Source organism: Bacteroides sp. OM05-12, assembly GCF_003438995.1.
GTDB lineage: Bacteria > Bacteroidota > Bacteroidia > Bacteroidales > Bacteroidaceae > Bacteroides.
Genome location: NZ_QSUN01000002.1, coordinates 63,675 through 81,646, shown reverse-complemented (window position 1 = coordinate 81,646; position 17,972 = coordinate 63,675). Strand labels below are relative to the sequence as shown.

The window sequence follows — 17,972 nt, the reverse complement described above, 5'->3', positions numbered from 1 at the left end:
AAAACTATGCTCATTAATTATAAAAACGTAGAAATCAACCAACAAGACCTTTGTGTACTGAATAACATCAATATGCAGCTTGACAAAGGAGAATTTGTATACCTGATCGGGAAAGTAGGTTCAGGAAAGACCAGTCTACTAAAAACAATATATGGCGAATTAGACATTGTCTCAGGAGATGCAGAAGTTTTGGGGTATAACATGCGTACAATAAAAAGGAAACATATTCCGGAACTCAGAAGAAAATTAGGAATCGTATTTCAAGATTTCCAATTACTGACAGACCGAACGGTTTACGATAATTTGGAATTTGTATTACGTGCAACCGGGTGGAAAAACAAAAAGGAGATTGAAATGCGTATCGGTGAAGTACTGGAGCAGGTAGGCATGTCCAACAAAGGATATAAAATGCCTAATGAATTATCCGGAGGAGAGCAACAGCGTATTGTCATAGCACGGGCAATCTTAAATTCACCGGAGATTATTCTTGCAGACGAGCCCACCGGTAATTTAGATGTTGAGACAGGTAGACAAATTGTAAAACTATTAAAAAACATTTGTGAGAACGGCTCTTCTGTAATGATGACCACTCATAATCTGCAACTGTTACAAGAATTCCCGGGAAAAGTATATAAATGTGAGAATCATGGTATAACAAGACTCTCTGAAAAACAAGAGAAGCCAGATGCCGACATACCGCAAGAAATCATAAAAGAAAGAAGCATGGAAATGACTGCCGAACAAGCAGAATATGTTGATGAATAATAAAATATTAATGCGAACATACATATATTCAAGGTAAATTCGTACATTTGCAAGCTTAACAATCAAGATACTAAATAATTAAATACCGTAACGAAAGATGAAAGTTTTAAAGTTTGGAGGTACTTCTGTCGGTTCTGCACAAAGAATGAAAGAAGTGGCCAAATTAATAACCAATGGTGAAAGAAAGATTGTTGTACTCTCTGCTATGTCAGGAACAACAAACACCTTGGTGGAAATTTCGGACTATCTGTACAAGAAAAACCCGGAGGGTGCTAATGAAATTATCAACAAGCTGGAAGCTAAATATAAACAGCACATTGATGAATTATATTCTACTGCAGAATATAAACAGAAAGGTCTTGAAATTATAAAATCACATTTCGATTATATCCGTTCTTATACAAAAGATCTTTTCACGTTGTTCGAAGAGAAAGTTGTATTGGCACAGGGAGAGCTTATCTCGACCGCAATGGTAAATAATTACCTTCTTGAAAATGGAGTAAAGTCTGTTTTACTTCCTGCACTTGATTTTATGCGTACCGATAAAAACTCAGAGCCGGATCCTACTTATATAAAAGAAAAACTTCAAACTCAACTGGAATTACATCCAGATGCAGATATCTATATCACACAAGGATTCATCTGTCGGAATGCTTATGGTGAAATAGATAATTTATTGCGTGGAGGAAGTGACTACACCGCTTCGCTTATCGGTGCAGCAATCAATGCTTCTGAAATACAGATATGGACTGATATTGACGGACTGCATAACAATGATCCGCGTATAGTAGATAAAACAGCCCCTGTTCGTCAACTTCATTTCGAAGAGGCTGCCGAGCTTGCTTACTTCGGAGCTAAAATACTACACCCGACATGCGTACAACCGGCCAAATATGCCAATATCCCTGTCCGTTTGTTGAATACAATGGAACCAAGCGCACCCGGAACGCTAATTTCCAACGAAACGGAAAAAGGCAAAATCAAAGCTGTTGCAGCAAAAGACAATATTACAGCTATTAAAATTAAATCCAGCCGGATGTTGTTGGCACACGGATTCCTGCGCAAAGTTTTTGAAATATTTGAAAGCTATCAGACTTCAATCGATATGATTTGTACATCTGAGGTAGGTGTTTCCATGTCAATCGATAACACGAAACATCTAGCGGAAATCCTCAACGACTTAAAAAAATACGGTACAGTAACCATAGACAAAGATATGTGCATTATTTGTGTCGTTGGCGACCTTGAATGGGAGAACGTCGGATTTGAAGCTAAAGCATTGGATGCGATGCGAGATATTCCCGTACGTATGATTTCCTTCGGAGGAAGCAACTATAACATTTCTTTCCTCATCCGAGAGTGCGATAAGAAAAAAGCACTACAGTCACTAAGCGACATGCTCTTCAACGATAAATAATTTATAAATATGATAAACATTGCGGCCCATTCGACCGCAATGTTTTTATAAATACATTTGTATATGAAAGGAACATTCCCTATTTCCAAATTTAGAGAATTGGAAACTCCATTCTACTATTATGATACTCAGTTATTGAGAGATACTCTTACTTGTGTCAACAACGAGGCCAAGAAATACGAAAAGTATATAGTTCATTATGCTGTAAAAGCAAACGCTAATCCCAAACTTCTATCAATTATACGTGAGAACGGCTTGGGAGCGGATTGCGTAAGCGGCGGAGAGATTCGTGCAGCTATTCAAGCCGGCTTCCCCTCCTCCAAAATAGTATATGCCGGTGTAGGCAAAGCAGACTGGGAGATAAATTTAGGTTTGGAACATAACATTTTTTGCTTCAATGTAGAATCGGTCCCTGAACTGGAAGTTATCAATGAGTTGGCAGGTACAAAAGAAAAAGTCGCGTCCGTGGCTCTACGCATCAATCCGAATGTAGGAGCTCACACGCATGCAAATATAACGACCGGTCTGAAAGAGAACAAATTCGGTATCAACTTAGAAGATTTGGACACAGTATTAGATAAAGTAGAGGCACTACCTAACGTTAAGTTAATGGGCTTGCACTTCCATATTGGTTCGCAAATTTTAGATATGGGCGACTTTATCGGATTATGCAATCGTGTAAATGAAATACAGGAACATATGTATAATCGCCGTATCATCGTTGAGCACATCAATGTAGGTGGAGGATTAGGTATCGACTATCAACATCCGAATCGCCAAGCCATTCCTGACTTTACCGAATATTTCGCAACATTTCATAAACACTTGAAGCTTCGCCCGCAACAGTCCCTGCATTTTGAGCTGGGCCGTTCGATTGTTGCTCAATGTGGCAGCCTGATTGCAAAAACGCTCTATGTAAAACAAGGAGCCAACAAACAATTCGCTATTCTTGATGCAGGCATGACAGATTTAATTCGTCCAGCATTGTATCAGGCTTATCATAAAATAGAGAATATTACATCCGAAGAACCAATAGAGAAGTATGATGTAGTTGGACCTATTTGCGAATCATCGGACGTATTCGGCAAAGCCGTAGACTTGAACAAGGTAAAAAGAGGCGATTTAATAGCTTTGCGCTCGGCAGGAGCATACGGAGAAATTATGGCATCCGGATATAATTGCCGACCATTACCTAAAGGATATATTTCAGAAGATATCGTATAAAAAAACATCCTGATGTTTTTTAAATTCATAGGAGTGATTGCAAACAATCATCAAGGTGAATAAAAAAAACATCAGGATATTTTTTTATTTCTATTTAAACATATGTTTCCAACAATTTGGCATTCCCTTCCAGAACAATAGATATTTCCTGAACAGCAGCTGGTAAAAGAGTTGTTTCCCCCGCACGCAAGCTAATCTCATGTCCTTCATTATCTGTAATCAAGCATGTTCCTTCCATACAGATTAAAATAACAAATGAATCAAGCTCTGAATAGTCACAATTTATACTCTCTGTCAGATCATATAAAGAAGTCGTAAAGTACGGACATGCCACCAATTCTACCGGTTCATCCTTCAGAGGTTCGTATTCTGTTCTGTAATCAGCCAAAACATCATAATCAATCGCATCTTTAGCCAGCTCTGTGTGCAACTCACGAGTCTTGCCATTAGCATCCTTACGATTAAAATCAAAGATACGATATGTAATATCCGAAGTTTGTTGAATCTCTGCAATAAATGCCCCGGCGCCTATACTATGTATACGACCCGCAGGAAGGAAAAACACATCACCTTTATGAATATCATATTCTTGCAAGACCTCCGTAATAGTAGAATTATAGATTCTTTCCTTATATTCTTTAGGAGTAATTTGTTTAGAAAAGCCGGAACGCAACTTCGCACCGTCTTCAGCATCTACCACATACCACATTTCCGTCTTTCCCATCGAATTATGACGTTTTTTCGCCAGTTCATCAGACGGATGTACCTGAATGGATAAATCCTGTCGGGCATCAATGAACTTAATCAATAAAGGAAAAGTATTTCCGAAACGTGCATAATTGGACTCACCGACCAGTTCTTCTTTAAAGGTCTTTACCAGATCTGTCAGTGTCATTCCTTTATATTCCCCGTTGGCTACAACCGATTCATTATCATTGACACCGGATATTTCCCAACTTTCGCCTACATTATGAATACTATCAGACAGATGTTTGAATGGAATAATCTTTTCTCCTCCCCAAAGCGTCTGCTTCAGTATAGGATTAAATTTTAAAGGGTACATTTTTCTCAAAAGTATTGATTGATTTATTTTATTTTCAATACATATCAAGAGAGATAACAAAAAAAAGCAGATAAATAAATATTTATCTGCTTCAGGATTATCTTAAAACTTGCGGTGCGTACGGGACTCGAACCCGTGACCCCATGCGTGACAGGCATGTATTCTAACCAACTGAACTAACGCACCATTAAGTTTTTTAACTGCTTTCCCTCTCGATTGCGGATGCAAAGGTAGACGTTTTTTTTAATTTTGCAATACTTTCGATTAACTTTTTTGCAACTTTTTCATCCTCTATCTGATTTCCAAAGGTTTATAAATGGCATAAAAATAAAAAGCCTTTTTTAATATTGAAAAGCAAGAGCATTTTTACATATTCAACAAATTTATTATTATATTTGAGGCACCAAATTTATTACTAAAACACACCTTATTATGAAAAACACTCCTATTGACCGTAAATTGATTGATGAAGCCATCAATAGTTTTCAAATTAACGATTTAGCAAAAGCCACTATCCGTGAAGTAAAAGCAATCGCCGCTCATGCCGAACAACTTTCCGGTGTAGAATTCATTAAGATGGAAATGGGAGTTCCCGGGTTACCACCTTCCGAGATTGGTGTCCAAGCTGAGATTGAGGCTCTAAACAATGGCATTGCAAGTTTATATCCCGAAATCAGCGGATTGCCGGAACTTAAAAAAGAAGCGTCAAACTTTGTAAAAGCATTTATCAATATCGATATTAGCCCTGAATCCTGTATTCCTGTAACAGGCTCCATGCAAGGAAGTTATGCTTCTTTTATGGTATGCACCCAATGCGATGACAAAAAAGACACCATTCTGTTTATTGATCCGGGATTTCCGGTTCAAAAACAACAGCTGATTGTAATGGGGGAAAAATACGAAACATTCGATGTCTATAATTATCGCGGAAAGAAGCTACATGATAAGTTGGAAAGTTTTTTAAAGAAAGGAAACATTTCGGCCATAGTTTATTCCAATCCTAATAACCCAAGCTGGATATGTCTAAAGGATGAAGAACTGAAAATAATCGGTGATCTGGCAAACCAATATGATGTTATTATCTTAGAAGACTTAGCCTATTTTGCAATGGATTTCCGCAGTGACATGAGTACTCCTTATCAGCCGCCCTATCAACCGTCTGTAGCAAACTATACCGATAATTATGTATTGATGATTTCTGGTTCAAAGGCTTTCAGCTATGCAGGTCAACGTATAGGTGTCACTTGCATATCCGATAAATTATATCACCGTGCTTATCCCGGACTAACCAAACGTTACGGAGGGGGAACATTCGGAAGCATATTTGTTCAACGTATATTATATGCATTGACATCAGGAACAAGCCATTCGGCGCAATATGCAATGGCAGCTATGCTAAAAGCAGCCTGTGCGGGCAAATACAATTTCTTAAACGACGTCAAAGTATACGGTGAACGTGCTCGCAAATTGAAAGACATATTCTTGAAAAACGGATTCTACCTTGTATATGATAATGATTTGGGCGATCCTGTTGCCGACGGATTCTACTTTACCATCGGTTATCCGGGAATGACGAGCGGAGAGCTTATGAAAGAATTAATGTATTATGGGGTAAGTGCCATTTCACTCGTAACAACAGGAAGCAACCAGAAAGGACTGCGTGCTTGTACATCTTTTATAAAAGACCATCAATATGCCCAATTAGAAGAACGAATGAAGCTATTTTATAAAAATAATCCCATAAAATAATAAAATAGTTATAGTAACTATTGGATGTTTCAAAAGCTTTTTATATATTAGAGCCTTATATTCATCATTTATATTAGAAATATTAATTTATAATGACTAGAGGTTCGGATATATTTAAAATAAAATCGAACAGCATATTACCAGACAAAGGAAAGGTTCTCATTTCAGAACCTTTCTTACGTGATGCTAATTTCACCCGTTCTGTTGTACTTCTTATCGATCATGGAACAAAAGGCAGTGTAGGTATCATTATGAATAAGCCGTCCAAACTGATAGTTAACGATATTGTAAAAGAATTCAAATACTTGGATAACATTCCTTTATTCAAGGGTGGACCTGTAAGTACCGATACCTTATTTTATTTACATACATTTGCCGATATAGAAGGAGCGTTACCCATTGGTGACGGTATATATCTTAATGGAGATTTTAATGCCATAAAACGTTATATATTACAAGGTAACCCCATTGAAGGAAAGATAAGATTTTTTCTTGGCTATGCAGGATGGGATACCGACCAACTCCAGAATGAAATAGAAGAAAACACCTGGATCATAGGAAACGCAGATATGGCAAATCTTGTAAACAATCAAATCCAAGATTTATGGAAAACATCTTTGGAAAAACTTGGGAAGCAATATAAGGCATGGGCACGTTTCCCTAAAATCCCCTCACTAAATTAAACATCTGGTTTACTTTATTGGATACGTTGCAGCAGATATGCGTCTTTATAGCCATCATCTGCTTGCAACCATTCTTTCAACAGTCCGCACTGAAGGAAACCATTGCCGTAAAACAAAGCTAAACTAGCCTCATTATCACAAGAAACAAAAGCATACAACTGGTGCAGATGAAGAAAATTAAAGCTATATTCGTATAACAACTGCAATATCTGATTTGCATATCCTTTCCGCCTATCATCTTCTAAAACAACAATGCCGACAGCAGCTCTGCTATGTAGCGGATCAAAATCCGTTAAATCTGCAATACCGATAACCTTATTCTTCTTTTTGTCTACAGCCATCAAACGGAGTTGTTTGTCCGCATATATATCATTTTTAGAAGATTCAATGTATTGTTTCAATGTATAGCGCGAATATGGAACAGTAATGCCGCTTACTTCCCATAAAGAAGTATTATTTTCAATGTGATACATTACTTCCAAATCTTCCGGTTCGCAAGCACGCAAATAAATAGTTGAGTTCATTAGATAAGGGGATGGCATATCATTGGAATAATTGTTGTGAAGTAATCAACACTTTGCTTTGAGAAGAATAAGTTCCCAAACCGAGTTTATAATGTTCTGCAGACCTCTCTAAAAGAGTCAGAATCTTAGAATTGGAGAAAGAATCCGTATCATAAACCACATGCGTATATTCTTCAAGAGGCAATCCCAGATTTAAATGTCCTTCCGGGGTGGATAATTCACCGGCCAATACATAATGATGCCTTCCCTGTAAGTTATTTCTTTCACAAATAGAACGCACATCACGCAGAGTCTTCTCACCTCCCAACACCAAAAAACGATATTCAAATGGTTTCTTCTTCATAAACCGGCTCATCATCCGGCGGAGCACAGCAACCAATGCTCTCAAGTAGATGACAACTTTCACCGACAATGAAAAGACAAGGCTATAATGAGGAAAATGCTTCTTAAAAAAGATAACCATTGCATCATAAAAAGTATACACATACTTAAACGACTCTTTTTTAGTACTTTCTCCTTTATAATGTATGATGGATGAGGGCACGTAATAGTTTTCATACCCGGTCAATGTAATACGATAAGATAAGTCGATATCTTCACCGTACATAAAAAAACTTTCATCCAACAAACCTGATTTATTCAATGCTTCACGGCGAAGGAACATATATGCTCCGGAAATTATATCAATACGATTTATCTGATTTTTATCAAGATAACGAAGATAGTACTTTCCAAACCGACGGGAATAGGGAAACAAATTACATAAACCGGTTATTTTATAAAAGGAAGTCATAGGAGAAGGAAATCCGCGACGCGATTCAAAAGCAAATGCGCCGTCCGCTCCCAACATTTTCACTCCCAAGCCACCGGCTTTAGCACAAGAATCCATCCATGTGATACAATCTTTCAGCACATTTTCCCCAACGAGTGTATCCGGGTTCAATAACAGGACGTACTCTCCTGTAGATTGCTTAATTGCCATATTGTTGGCTCTGGAAAAACCTACATTCTCTTTATTTTCGATAAACCGAACCTTTGGAAAGCGAGGTATCAAATACTCTAAGGAATCATCAGAAGAAGCATTATCTACCACAAATATTTCAGAAGTGATATCTTCAGTAGCTTTTAAAACAGAGACAAGACATTGCTCTAAAAAGTATTTGACATTATAATTAACTATGACAACCGACAATTTCATTTTATTCTACCTATTAGAGCCGTCCAACGCCTCCCCTATTCTTATAAAGATATTCTTTTTTCTTCGTCTCTCCGAATACGCAGGCATATTACCGATAACTTGTTCATAAGTCAGATTATCATGTACCATCCGGTAAATTACTCCCCAATCAGGCAAACCACCTAAATTTCTATCATCAATGAACAAGTCTACCTTTAACTTACGGGAATACCTTTTATCTTCCGTCGTCTCTTCCGGATAATCTTTATTTGCCGCGTAAAACTCCAATCCTCTTTGACGACAATACTCAACAGCTTCTTCCAACAATTTCCCTTCGCGGACAGACCATAATATGATTCGATGTTGTTCTTTTTGAAGCCTCTTCAGCGTATCTATGGCAAAAGGTATTTCTGCTCCGATACGAGGATATTCATGTTCTACAATTGTACCATCAAAGTCTACTGCAATAATCATTCTTCTATTGTATTGGTTATGTTCAGTTCTTCTTTCAGCTTTTTCTCACTAGGTAAACAAAAGATAGATGCCGTCACTCCTATTAACGCACAAAGTCCGCCAATATTGTCTAATGTAGTGTAATATACATATATGTTTAAGAAAGTAACAATAGCCAACATCAACAGACGTATTTCATTCCATCTCTTGTATAAACGCATTGCTACCTGTAGGGAAGACTTTACAACCTTCTTCGTCATTATAATATTAAACAATTTCAATGACAAAGGGACTAAAATAACCGTAGTCAGAATCGCAATCGTCTCCCATATATATTGCAAACGTACATCTCCCGCATATATTCCCTCTTCTATCCATCCAATCTCATACACAGCACAATACGCTATCGCCAAAGAGATAAAGAGCCAGTATTGAATTTGAAGGATTCGTACCAATTTCTTTATTTGTTCATCCATCGATTGTTATTTTATATTTTGAGAGTGCAAATATACCCAATTATTTCCTTTCGGCATTGGGTATTCCCTGATAATTGAATACTTTTGTTGTTGAACAGATTAAAATTGTATTAGTATGAAAAAGATTGAGCCAAACAAACTTCCTGATAATTATATCAATATTATCGGCAATGAATGGATGCTGGTGACAGCCGGAACAAAAGAAAAGTTCAATACGATGACTGCCAGTTGGGGAGGAACCGGATTTCTATGGAACAGACCCGTCGTATTCATTTTTATCCGACCGGAACGTTATACTTATGAGTTTATCGAAAACGGAGATTATTTTACGTTATCTTTTCTGGGACAAGAGCACAAAGATGTTCACAAGATATGCGGAAGCAAGTCCGGTCGTGACATCGATAAAATAAAAGCGACCGGAATCCAACCCTATTTTTCCGAATCAGGGAATATCCTGTTCAAAGAAGCCCGTATCAGTATAGAATGTAAGAAACTATACACAGACATGATTAAAGAAGAAAACTTCTTGGATAAATCACTCTTTGAAAAATGGTATGGCGGAGCACATGGTAACCCTCACAAAGTATATGTTGCCGAGATAGTGAATATGTGGGTAAATGAATAATTAAATATTTCCGGTGAAGGGCGTACGATTGACGATAGAGCGTCCCAACGTTACTTCATCGGTATATTCCAATTCATCACCGATAGAGATGCCGCGCGCAATAACACTCATCTTGACATTCGTTTTTGCCAGTTTCCTGAAAATATAAAAGTTCGTCGTATCTCCTTCCATTGTCGAGCTGAGAGCCAGCACCACCTCTTTCACTTCCCCCTCTTCTACCCGATGCACAAGACTTTCTATCTGCAAATCACTCGGTCCGATACCGTCCATCGGAGAAATCACACCACCCAATACATGATACAATCCTTTGAATTGTTGGGTAGCTTCCACAGCCATCACATCCCGTATATTCTCTACGACACATACAACAGATGCATCCCTGGAGGGGTTGGAACAAATCTGGCAAATATCCGTATCGGAGATATTATGGCAAACCTTACAGTACTTCACCTCACGTTTCAAAGTGATGATAGCATTACCGAAAGCCTCTACCGTAGCTGTATCCTGACGCAATAAATGAAGCACAAGGCGCATCGCAGTCTTTCGTCCGATACCGGGAAGCTTTGCAAACTCTCCGACCGCTTTCTCCAATAATATAGAAGGATATTGCTGATTCATTAACTGTTTTTATTCCATTATTAAGGCGCAAAGATAACACATATTCAATAAATAATAAAAATAAGACTTATCTTTGTAATCTAAAAAAGAATGTAATGGATATACTAAGTGCAGAATTTATCATCAGTAATACGGACGTAACCAAATGTCCCACCGGGAACTTGCCGGAATATGCGTTTATCGGACGTTCCAATGTAGGTAAATCCAGCCTCATCAATATGCTGACCAAAAGTCCCAAATTGGCAATGACCTCTTCCACTCCCGGAAAAACTTTGCTGATTAATCATTTTCTCATCAATAAGGAATGGTATTTGGTGGACCTTCCGGGATACGGTTACGCTCAACGAGGTAAAAAGGCGATAGAGAAGATACAAAAAATTATTGAGGATTATATTCTGGAACGGGAGCAAATGAGCAATCTTTTCGTTCTGATAGATATTCGTCTGGAACCTCAAAAGATAGATTTGGAATTTCTTGAATGGCTGGGAGAAAACGGGATTCCTTTCTCTATCATCTTTACCAAAGCCGATAAGTTAACTGCCGGGAAGCAAAAGGATAACGTAAACAGATACTTACGTAAGCTCCACGAGACATGGGAAGAGCTTCCGCCATATTTTGTTTCTTCAGCCGAGAAGAAACAGGGAAGAAAAGAAATTCTGGATTATATCGAGAATATCAATCAAGACTCCAAAGTACATTAATAAAGGTGCGGTCCTTTGTCTGCAAACTCCTATCGTTTGTAAACAAAGGACCGTATGTTTTTATTCAATCGACCGCATGTCATTTCTTAATCACTCAAGGGAGTATCGTCATACGCCTAAGGAAGCGTTGACCATCACTCAAGGGAGCGTTAGCTAACGCCTAAGGGGGCGTTGGACAACACTTCCTTAGGCGTTTTTAGTTTGCTTATTCTATTACTTTAATGGTTCACAAACAGAGTATCACAAATACAAACTTCTTCCCACTTCCCTCCATGCAATTCCATGACTTCATCAATTCCTGCTTCTTTCAAAGCCTTTAAGGCATCTGTTCTACCACTGTTTATTTTAGCCGGAAAATGAGCATCCGAGTTCACCAAGACCGGGATATGCAGTTCTTTCAATAAGGGGAAATATTTAATATTAGGGAAAAAGACTCCCATTGTCTGGTATGCTTTTGTATTGATTTCCACCATTAAACCACGTTCTGCTATAAATGCAAAATATTCGTGTATCCGCCGATTATACCAATCCTGTTCCAACAAATCGGGTTGGCAATAAGAAGCATTATAAGACATTTTATCCGCATGCCCCACAATATCAAAGCCTCCCAATTCCACCATTCGCATCAACTTATCATAATAAGTATTCACCAGTTTTTGTAAATCATTGCCGAAATACAAGGGTAAAAGGACACGAAAACGTTCTTTAGAAACGTCAATATCAATAATACCATCTTCTAAAGATTCCAACATATGTACCGAACCTATGCGATAATCCAACGGCAGCTCACGAAAATAGCTGATGGACGGATTACTGTCCTCATCCAGATAATCTATCTCCATACCCGAATACAGTTCTATTTCTGCGGCATATTTCTGCTTAAGGCGTGCAATCTCTTCCAAGTAGGGAGGTACATCCTCTCTTTCCATTGTCCAACGGGTAGAAAACGGAAGCGGAGCATGGGAAGATACGCCATATGAAGTAAAGCCTTGTTCAATAGCTGCCTTTACAAAATCCTCCAACGGTGCACGACCGTCGCAAAACGAACAATGGCTATGATAGTTAGTCAGATTAGTATTAGTATTAGTATTCATATAAATATTATCCCTCTATTTCACTTAATTCAAGCCAACGCATTGTTTTTTCATCTATTAAATCAACAAGTTCGGCTATACGCTTAGACTTTACAGTCAGTTCATCCGAAGAAAGTGTTCCCGTACAAAGAGCGGCTTCAATGTCCGATTTCTCCTGCTCCCATTCTTCCAAGTCTTTCTCTATCTGTTGAAGTTCCAAACGTTCCTTATAAGTCAATTTACGTTTATCATTCTCACGGACTCTGGCTGTCTTTTCTTCTTTCGGTTTCTCTGCGTCCTTCTCTTTCTGCGCTTTCGCCTCTTTCCAATCACGATAATCCGAATAATTACCAGGGAAATCACGAATGTCGGCCTGTCCGTTGAATACGAGTAGATGGTCCACTACTTTATCCATAAAATAACGGTCGTGGGAAACGACAATCACGCATCCCTTAAAGTTCATGAGATATTCTTCCAGTACATTTAGTGTGATAATATCAAGGTCATTGGTAGGTTCATCCAGTACAAGGAAGTTAGGATTACGCATCAGAACCGTACAAAGATAAAGTCGACGACGTTCTCCTCCGCTTAATTTATAGACATAACTATGCTGGGTTTCCGGAGTGAACAGGAAGTGTTGCAAGAATTGAGAGGCAGTCAGACGCTTACCGTTGCCAAGCTCTATCACCTCTGCAATATCCTGTACCACATCAATGACTTTCATCTGTTCATCAAATTGCAACCCGTCTTGCGAATAATAGCCGAACTTCACCGTCTCGCCAACATCAATCACTCCTTTATCCGGTTCTACCTCTCCCATTAGAATCTTGATAAAAGTAGATTTTCCTGTTCCGTTATTACCAACGATACCCATCTTTTCATAACGGGCGAAAATATAAGAGAAGTCCTCCAATATTTTCAGATCACCATAACTCTTATATAAATGGTCTGCCTCGAATATCTTTGACCCGATATAAGATGCTTTTACTTCCAACTTAACGTTATCATTATTGAAACGTTGTTTTGCCACCTTTTCCAATTCATAGAAAGCCTCTTCACGATAACGGGCTTTGTGTCCGCGTGCCTGGGGCATACGCCGCATCCAATCGAGTTCCGTACGATAAAGATTATTCGCACGGGCAATTTCCGCATTGGTAGAATCAATACGTTCCTGACGCTTTTCCAGATAATAACTATAATTGCCTTTATATTGGTATATCTGACGGTTGTCTATTTCGACAATCTCGGTACAGACACGATCAAGGAAATAACGGTCGTGAGTGACCATCAGCAGGCTAATATTCGTACGACGAAGGTATTCTTCCAACCATTCCGTCATATCCAGATCCAGATGGTTGGTAGGCTCGTCCAAGAAAAGTAAATCAGGTTCGGTAATCAAGACGTTTGCCAAAGCTACACGTTTCAACTGACCGCCGGAAAGATGTTTAATCTGCTGCTCAAAGTTACGAATCTTCAGTTGTGAAAGAATCTGCTTAGCTTTCCGCTCATAGTCCCATGCCTTCTCATGCTCCATTTTAACCAACAGTTCTTCCATGCCGGGGTGACCTTCTGTCTCCATACACCGTTCGTACTCCTTTATCAATTGCACGATACCGTTATTCGAATGAAAGCATGCTTCGAGTACCGTCAGTTCTTCAGGATATTGCGGGTCTTGTTCCAAATACCCCACGCGAAGGTCACGTCTGAAAATGATATTCCCGGCATCATATCCTTCTTTCCCTGCTATTATATTTAATAAGGTAGTCTTTCCGCTTCCATTTTTAGCTATCAACCCTATCCGTTGCCCTTCGGCAATACCGAAAGATATATTTTCAAAGAGGACCAAATCTCCAAAAGATTTTGTCAGTCCCTCTACTTGCATGTAACTTACCATCTTGTTCTCGGATTCTTTATTTCGGACACAAAGATACGAAAAAAAGCATGTTAGCAGGCAAGGTGGCCTAATAACATGCTCTTTTAATGTATTTAAAGAAAAAGATGATATCAAATCACTTTCTCCACTTCTTCCTTTATCTTTTCAAACTCCTGTTGCAGATGGCAGGATTTTCCCTCTTTCACTTTATCCCAAACCAGTTGTTGAGGATAAACCATCACATCCGTCTCACCGAAACGAAGCGCCGGGAGTTCACGATTACCATCTATTACGGTAACCCACTCCATTCCGTCTATTTCATTCACCAGAATAGTGCCGAAAGCAATACCAAACGAATACCACGCATCACGCTGTTTTGCATTAAAGTTACCACTATCGATCATTTGCTGCAACTTGACAATATCTTCCGCAGACGAAGTGAAATCTTTTTTCAACTGCTTCTTTACCGTAGAAGACGCCCATTCGAAAGCCTCGTTTACCTCACCGATTTCCAATACACGAATCGGAATAATTTCTTTCGGATAACGTTTGCCTTCAGTTCTTACCTCGATAGATGAAAGGATTGTTTCGGCTTCTTTCACATTACCACCTTTCGCCACGGTAAAGGAGCATTCAAAGACAAGATTGCCCCTGCCGGTAATCCAGATGTGAGAAGTATAATATACTCCTTCTTCCTGAAACATCTCTTTGCTATAAGCACAATCCCATTCGCCGACCTTTATGCGAACAGCAGAAGAGTTATCCCTTAGTTCTTCTTCCAAAGCCTCTTTGGCATAACTCATGGCTTCCGGTAGTTTCGGGTCTGCTTTAAAAGCAGAAATACGGAAGTTCCCCGTCCACTTATCGGGGTTATAGAATAAGAAAGTATTTTCCGTATCCTCAAACTCACACCAATCCAGAGGATAGACCAAAGAGAACCATGCTCCCGGAGATATAAATTTCTTTCCTTTTGTATTCATTTGTTCATTGTCTGTTTTATATCTTACATCAACGGCAATATTTCAATCCAATAATCATCCGGATCATTGATAAAGTAAAGTCCCATATCCGTATTCTCATAACATACACAATTCATCGACTTATGATATTCGCGAATCTTATCATAGTCTCCCGCCACACGAAAACAGAGGTGACTTTCATTATCACCCAGATTATACGGTTCACGCCTGTCGCGCAGCCAGGTCAACTCCAATGTAAAGTTTGACTGCCCGTCCGTCATATATACTAAAATAAACTCGTTATTCTGAGCAACCTTACGTCTTGCCTCTTTCAAACCTAAGGCAGCTTCATAAAACTTGATACTCCTGTCCAAGTCAAGGACATTGATATTAAAATGATCGAATCTTCCTTTTACTTCCATAATCGTATATTATTTATTAAAATTCAACAGTTTGTCCTACATGAGTAAGACTTATAAATTCACAGCCTTTGGATTCCGCATAGGCTTTAAAGGCATTTGCTTTAGCATATTCCTCATCAAAATGCATCGGAACAAACAGAGCGGTCTGTATCCTGTCGACAAATTGTTCGGCTCCACGCATATAGTCTTTTCCCAAGCGCGGATCAACAGGAAACATGGCAAGGTTCACCGACTTTATATCCTTATTAATAATCTTCAATTCTCCGAGGTATGCTTTTTCTGCCGTTTCTATCTCTTCCGGCGTAGATTCTTCATTCCAATGCCAATTATTCAGGTCGCCCGCATGAAATATCTTCTTGTCTTCCGCTTCTATCAGAAAAGAGACTCCCACATCTGTAGAACCATACGCTTTTACCCGGATGGTATCGTCTTCATAAACATCCAGTTTCTTCAGGTATAATGCATCTTCCTTACCTGCGCGGCGATGTTTCAATATATCTTTCGAAAAGATATAGATGATATCGGGACGTTCTTCTTTCCAGCGTAACACTTCAGGGTTAAAATGGTCGGGATGAAAGTGAGTCGCCATCACGTAAAACTTTCCGGGACGTGTCAACAAATAGTCGTGAACAATACCTCCGGCATCTTTAAAGTAATCCAGAATAATCGTAAACCATTCTCCTTCTATGGCAAAACAGCTATGATAAATATAAGTCAGCTTCATACGTTTATTGTTTTAATTCCATCTACTGTAACATTGCTACTTGCCGATTGGTTGTATCTTTTGCCTGATATCACGGGATATTTCAAGAAACATATAGTTCAGTTTGCCGGAGTGTATTCCCTCCACATTCGTATTATACTTCTTATTCGCATATTCTTTGGATTTCTCAAAAGTAATCCTTGAAACTTGGTTTTGCGACTTACCGACCATTGTTGAGTCAAGCTGTTCGTCCGGAAAGAAATCATCCAGATTCACATCGCCAATCATGGTTGTTTCCAAAAAATTCTTCTTCGTATGCTTACTATCCATATAATAACCTACGAACATGTGTCCGGGTGTCCGTACCAGGATAGGGTCTATATTTATAGCCCGCAACAAAGATGCAAACAATACCGTGCCATCCACACAGTTGACCTGTGCCGACTCTAAAGCATCATCGAAAGTCCGAACCCGTTGCGCATACACCACATTGGATGACAGACTTGTATTGGATATGGAGCTATACCGGAAATTACGTTTCTGCAAGATATTCCACAATGCATAAACCTGCTTGTCTACAATATCTTCTCGCCCACCCTGATAGCCCCAAAAACGGTTTACAATACGGGTATTGAGAGCTTCACGCAATAATTTATCAATCATCGGATGCTCTTCATTGACGTAAGCCGCAAAGAAGATACCGGTATCGTGAAACTTCATCGCACTGTCCACATACCCAAGCAAACACTCATTGACGCTTCTCACCGACATTGTCTTTACTTTCTGTCCCAAGTTCTCCTTGTTCATCTCCACCGTAACGGCAATACTTATCGGCATCGCCTGATTATTATCTTTCAACGCCTCGTAGTTCCATATAATATCGGGATAAATCAAATAATCCGTGCGAGGTTTCTCTAAAATAAATTCCGATACAGATTCCGAGAAGAAAGGAGTCTGCGCCACGTTAATCCTCACTTTACTATAAGCATTACGAGATCTGACCCGAACGGCGATGCACGATTTCGGATTCCCCAAATAAACACTGTCACCCGGCACAATAATCTGCGCATCCGTCGTAGCGGTAGAAAGCAGTGCCGATGGAAATATATTCCCGCCAAGGTCATCGCTTATCTCAAAACTCTCACGGAAAGGCTCGTAACGATAGATATACATTCCTCCCAATACTAAAAACAGGAGAAACAATACGACCGCAGATAGTTTCCATTTATTTATTTTTAAAATCCTCATTCCCTCGTGTCTAAAAAGTGTACTTAAATGAAACGGTAAAAATAAGAAATAGTTCAGAACTATGAAAGCGTATCCGCTTATTTTAGGCAGTTAATCATCTTTTACACCGAAGCGTTTAAGGTAAAGATGCGGACGTTTGAATCGTTTGCCCTTGGGAAGCCTATCGTTTACCCTTGGGCAACCTTGCGTTTCACCTTGGTCGTTCATTCGTTTACGCTG

The 17,972-nt window shown here is 39.0% G+C and carries 19 protein-coding genes and 1 tRNA gene; 7 read left to right on the top strand and 13 right to left on the bottom strand.

Going from position 1 to position 17,972, the window contains the following annotated elements:
- The first annotated feature begins 6 nt into the window (after positions 1–6).
- From DXB63_RS02195 to lysA, 3 genes are all read left to right on the top strand, one after another.
- Positions 7–765, top strand: coding sequence for a cell division ATP-binding protein FtsE (locus DXB63_RS02195; RefSeq protein WP_122124747.1), 759 nt, complete (start codon positions 7–9; stop codon positions 763–765).
- A gap of 97 nt (positions 766–862) precedes the next feature.
- The gene (locus DXB63_RS02190) at positions 863–2,182 is read left to right on the top strand and encodes an aspartate kinase (RefSeq protein WP_122124746.1); all 1,320 of its coding nucleotides are present in this window, start codon (positions 863–865) and stop codon (positions 2,180–2,182) included.
- 63 nt (positions 2,183–2,245) lie between these two features.
- The gene (gene lysA, locus DXB63_RS02185; RefSeq protein WP_122124745.1) at positions 2,246–3,406 is read left to right on the top strand and encodes a diaminopimelate decarboxylase; all 1,161 of its coding nucleotides are present in this window, start codon (positions 2,246–2,248) and stop codon (positions 3,404–3,406) included.
- Positions 3,407–3,500: 94 nt separating this feature from the next.
- On the opposite strand, the gene DXB63_RS02180 is transcribed toward lysA, so the two are convergent.
- Both DXB63_RS02180 and DXB63_RS02175 read right to left on the bottom strand, forming a co-directional pair.
- Positions 3,501–4,469 (bottom strand): type I phosphomannose isomerase catalytic subunit, encoded by a 969-nt coding sequence (locus DXB63_RS02180; RefSeq protein WP_122124744.1) that lies wholly within the window; start codon positions 4,467–4,469, stop codon positions 3,501–3,503.
- Between the two features lie 112 nt (positions 4,470–4,581).
- Positions 4,582–4,655: transfer RNA gene (locus DXB63_RS02175), tRNA-Asp, on the bottom strand.
- A 246-nt stretch (positions 4,656–4,901) separates the two neighbouring features.
- Here DXB63_RS02175 and DXB63_RS02170 point away from each other — a divergent pair.
- Positions 4,902–6,218 carry a pyridoxal phosphate-dependent aminotransferase gene (locus DXB63_RS02170; RefSeq protein ID WP_122124743.1) on the top strand — a complete coding sequence of 439 codons (1,317 nt, stop codon included), beginning with the start codon at positions 4,902–4,904 and terminating at the stop codon, positions 6,216–6,218.
- A 92-nt stretch (positions 6,219–6,310) separates the two neighbouring features.
- Complete coding sequence (locus tag DXB63_RS02165) at positions 6,311–6,901, top strand: YqgE/AlgH family protein (protein ID WP_122124742.1); 591 nt, start codon at positions 6,311–6,313, stop codon at positions 6,899–6,901.
- A 14-nt stretch (positions 6,902–6,915) separates the two neighbouring features.
- On the opposite strand, the gene DXB63_RS02160 is transcribed toward DXB63_RS02165, so the two are convergent.
- From DXB63_RS02160 to DXB63_RS02145, 4 genes are read right to left on the bottom strand one after another with little or no spacing between them, the layout of a single operon-like run.
- The gene (locus DXB63_RS02160; protein ID WP_122124741.1) at positions 6,916–7,443 is read right to left on the bottom strand and encodes a GNAT family N-acetyltransferase; all 528 of its coding nucleotides are present in this window, start codon (positions 7,441–7,443) and stop codon (positions 6,916–6,918) included.
- Position 7,444: 1 nt separating this feature from the next.
- The gene (locus tag DXB63_RS02155; protein WP_122124740.1) at positions 7,445–8,623 is read right to left on the bottom strand and encodes a glycosyltransferase family 2 protein; all 1,179 of its coding nucleotides are present in this window, start codon (positions 8,621–8,623) and stop codon (positions 7,445–7,447) included.
- Positions 8,624–8,629: 6 nt separating this feature from the next.
- Positions 8,630–9,076, bottom strand: a complete 447-nt coding sequence (locus tag DXB63_RS02150; protein ID WP_122124739.1) for a BT0820 family HAD-type phosphatase — start codon at positions 9,074–9,076, stop codon at positions 8,630–8,632.
- Positions 9,073–9,531 carry a hypothetical protein gene (locus DXB63_RS02145; protein ID WP_122124738.1) on the bottom strand — a complete coding sequence of 153 codons (459 nt, stop codon included), beginning with the start codon at positions 9,529–9,531 and terminating at the stop codon, positions 9,073–9,075. Before DXB63_RS02145 ends, DXB63_RS02150 begins: the two co-directional genes overlap by 4 nt.
- A 115-nt stretch (positions 9,532–9,646) precedes the next feature.
- Here DXB63_RS02145 and DXB63_RS02140 point away from each other — a divergent pair, with 115 nt between their 5' ends.
- The gene (locus DXB63_RS02140; RefSeq protein ID WP_122124737.1) at positions 9,647–10,156 is read left to right on the top strand and encodes a flavin reductase family protein; all 510 of its coding nucleotides are present in this window, start codon (positions 9,647–9,649) and stop codon (positions 10,154–10,156) included.
- Here DXB63_RS02140 and recR read toward each other — a convergent pair whose 3' ends face one another.
- The gene (recR, locus tag DXB63_RS02135) at positions 10,157–10,774 is read right to left on the bottom strand and encodes a recombination mediator RecR (RefSeq protein WP_122124736.1); all 618 of its coding nucleotides are present in this window, start codon (positions 10,772–10,774) and stop codon (positions 10,157–10,159) included.
- 95 nt (positions 10,775–10,869) lie between these two features.
- Here recR and yihA point away from each other — a divergent pair, with 95 nt between their 5' ends.
- Positions 10,870–11,475, top strand: coding sequence for a ribosome biogenesis GTP-binding protein YihA/YsxC (gene yihA / locus DXB63_RS02130; RefSeq protein WP_122124735.1), 606 nt, complete (start codon positions 10,870–10,872; stop codon positions 11,473–11,475).
- A gap of 218 nt (positions 11,476–11,693) precedes the next feature.
- On the opposite strand, the gene DXB63_RS02125 is transcribed toward yihA, so the two are convergent.
- From DXB63_RS02125 to DXB63_RS02100, 6 genes are all read right to left on the bottom strand, one after another.
- Entirely contained in the window at positions 11,694–12,569 is an 876-nt protein-coding gene (locus tag DXB63_RS02125) for a histidinol-phosphatase (protein WP_122124734.1), read from the bottom strand.
- A gap of 7 nt (positions 12,570–12,576) precedes the next feature.
- Positions 12,577–14,442, bottom strand: a complete 1,866-nt coding sequence (locus DXB63_RS02120) for an ABC-F family ATP-binding cassette domain-containing protein (protein ID WP_122124733.1) — start codon at positions 14,440–14,442, stop codon at positions 12,577–12,579.
- A gap of 110 nt (positions 14,443–14,552) precedes the next feature.
- Positions 14,553–15,401, bottom strand: a complete 849-nt coding sequence (locus tag DXB63_RS02115; protein WP_122124732.1) for a DUF3805 domain-containing protein — start codon at positions 15,399–15,401, stop codon at positions 14,553–14,555.
- A gap of 23 nt (positions 15,402–15,424) precedes the next feature.
- A complete protein-coding gene (locus DXB63_RS02110) occupies positions 15,425–15,802 on the bottom strand; it encodes a VOC family protein (protein ID WP_122124731.1) in 378 nt (125 codons plus the stop codon).
- A gap of 16 nt (positions 15,803–15,818) precedes the next feature.
- On the bottom strand, positions 15,819–16,526 hold the full coding sequence (locus tag DXB63_RS02105; RefSeq protein WP_122124730.1) for an MBL fold metallo-hydrolase: 708 nt from the start codon (positions 16,524–16,526) through the stop codon (positions 15,819–15,821).
- Between the two features lie 36 nt (positions 16,527–16,562).
- Positions 16,563–17,753 carry a hypothetical protein gene (locus tag DXB63_RS02100; RefSeq protein ID WP_122124729.1) on the bottom strand — a complete coding sequence of 397 codons (1,191 nt, stop codon included), beginning with the start codon at positions 17,751–17,753 and terminating at the stop codon, positions 16,563–16,565.
- Positions 17,754–17,972: the final 219 nt, after the last annotated feature.

Excerpts from the sequence above, each read along its gene's own strand:
- DXB63_RS02195 (WP_122124747.1), top strand. The coding sequence starts at position 7 with ATGCTCATTAATTATAAAAACGTAGAAATCAACCAACAAGACCTTTGT.
- DXB63_RS02190 (WP_122124746.1), top strand. The coding sequence starts at position 863 with ATGAAAGTTTTAAAGTTTGGAGGTACTTCTGTCGGTTCTGCACAAAGA.
- lysA (WP_122124745.1), top strand. The coding sequence starts at position 2,246 with ATGAAAGGAACATTCCCTATTTCCAAATTTAGAGAATTGGAAACTCCA.
- DXB63_RS02180 (WP_122124744.1), bottom strand. The coding sequence starts at position 4,469 with ATGTACCCTTTAAAATTTAATCCTATACTGAAGCAGACGCTTTGGGGA.
- DXB63_RS02170 (WP_122124743.1), top strand. The coding sequence starts at position 4,902 with ATGAAAAACACTCCTATTGACCGTAAATTGATTGATGAAGCCATCAAT.
- DXB63_RS02165 (WP_122124742.1), top strand. The coding sequence starts at position 6,311 with ATGACTAGAGGTTCGGATATATTTAAAATAAAATCGAACAGCATATTA.
- DXB63_RS02160 (WP_122124741.1), bottom strand. The coding sequence starts at position 7,443 with ATGCCATCCCCTTATCTAATGAACTCAACTATTTATTTGCGTGCTTGC.
- DXB63_RS02155 (WP_122124740.1), bottom strand. The coding sequence starts at position 8,623 with ATGAAATTGTCGGTTGTCATAGTTAATTATAATGTCAAATACTTTTTA.
- DXB63_RS02150 (WP_122124739.1), bottom strand. The coding sequence starts at position 9,076 with ATGATTATTGCAGTAGACTTTGATGGTACAATTGTAGAACATGAATAT.
- DXB63_RS02145 (WP_122124738.1), bottom strand. The coding sequence starts at position 9,531 with ATGGATGAACAAATAAAGAAATTGGTACGAATCCTTCAAATTCAATAC.
- DXB63_RS02140 (WP_122124737.1), top strand. The coding sequence starts at position 9,647 with ATGAAAAAGATTGAGCCAAACAAACTTCCTGATAATTATATCAATATT.
- recR (WP_122124736.1), bottom strand. The coding sequence starts at position 10,774 with ATGAATCAGCAATATCCTTCTATATTATTGGAGAAAGCGGTCGGAGAG.
- yihA (WP_122124735.1), top strand. The coding sequence starts at position 10,870 with ATGGATATACTAAGTGCAGAATTTATCATCAGTAATACGGACGTAACC.
- DXB63_RS02125 (WP_122124734.1), bottom strand. The coding sequence starts at position 12,569 with ATGAATACTAATACTAATACTAATCTGACTAACTATCATAGCCATTGT.
- DXB63_RS02120 (WP_122124733.1), bottom strand. The coding sequence starts at position 14,442 with ATGGTAAGTTACATGCAAGTAGAGGGACTGACAAAATCTTTTGGAGAT.
- DXB63_RS02115 (WP_122124732.1), bottom strand. The coding sequence starts at position 15,401 with ATGAATACAAAAGGAAAGAAATTTATATCTCCGGGAGCATGGTTCTCT.
- DXB63_RS02110 (WP_122124731.1), bottom strand. The coding sequence starts at position 15,802 with ATGGAAGTAAAAGGAAGATTCGATCATTTTAATATCAATGTCCTTGAC.
- DXB63_RS02105 (WP_122124730.1), bottom strand. The coding sequence starts at position 16,526 with ATGAAGCTGACTTATATTTATCATAGCTGTTTTGCCATAGAAGGAGAA.
- DXB63_RS02100 (WP_122124729.1), bottom strand. The coding sequence starts at position 17,753 with ATGAGGATTTTAAAAATAAATAAATGGAAACTATCTGCGGTCGTATTG.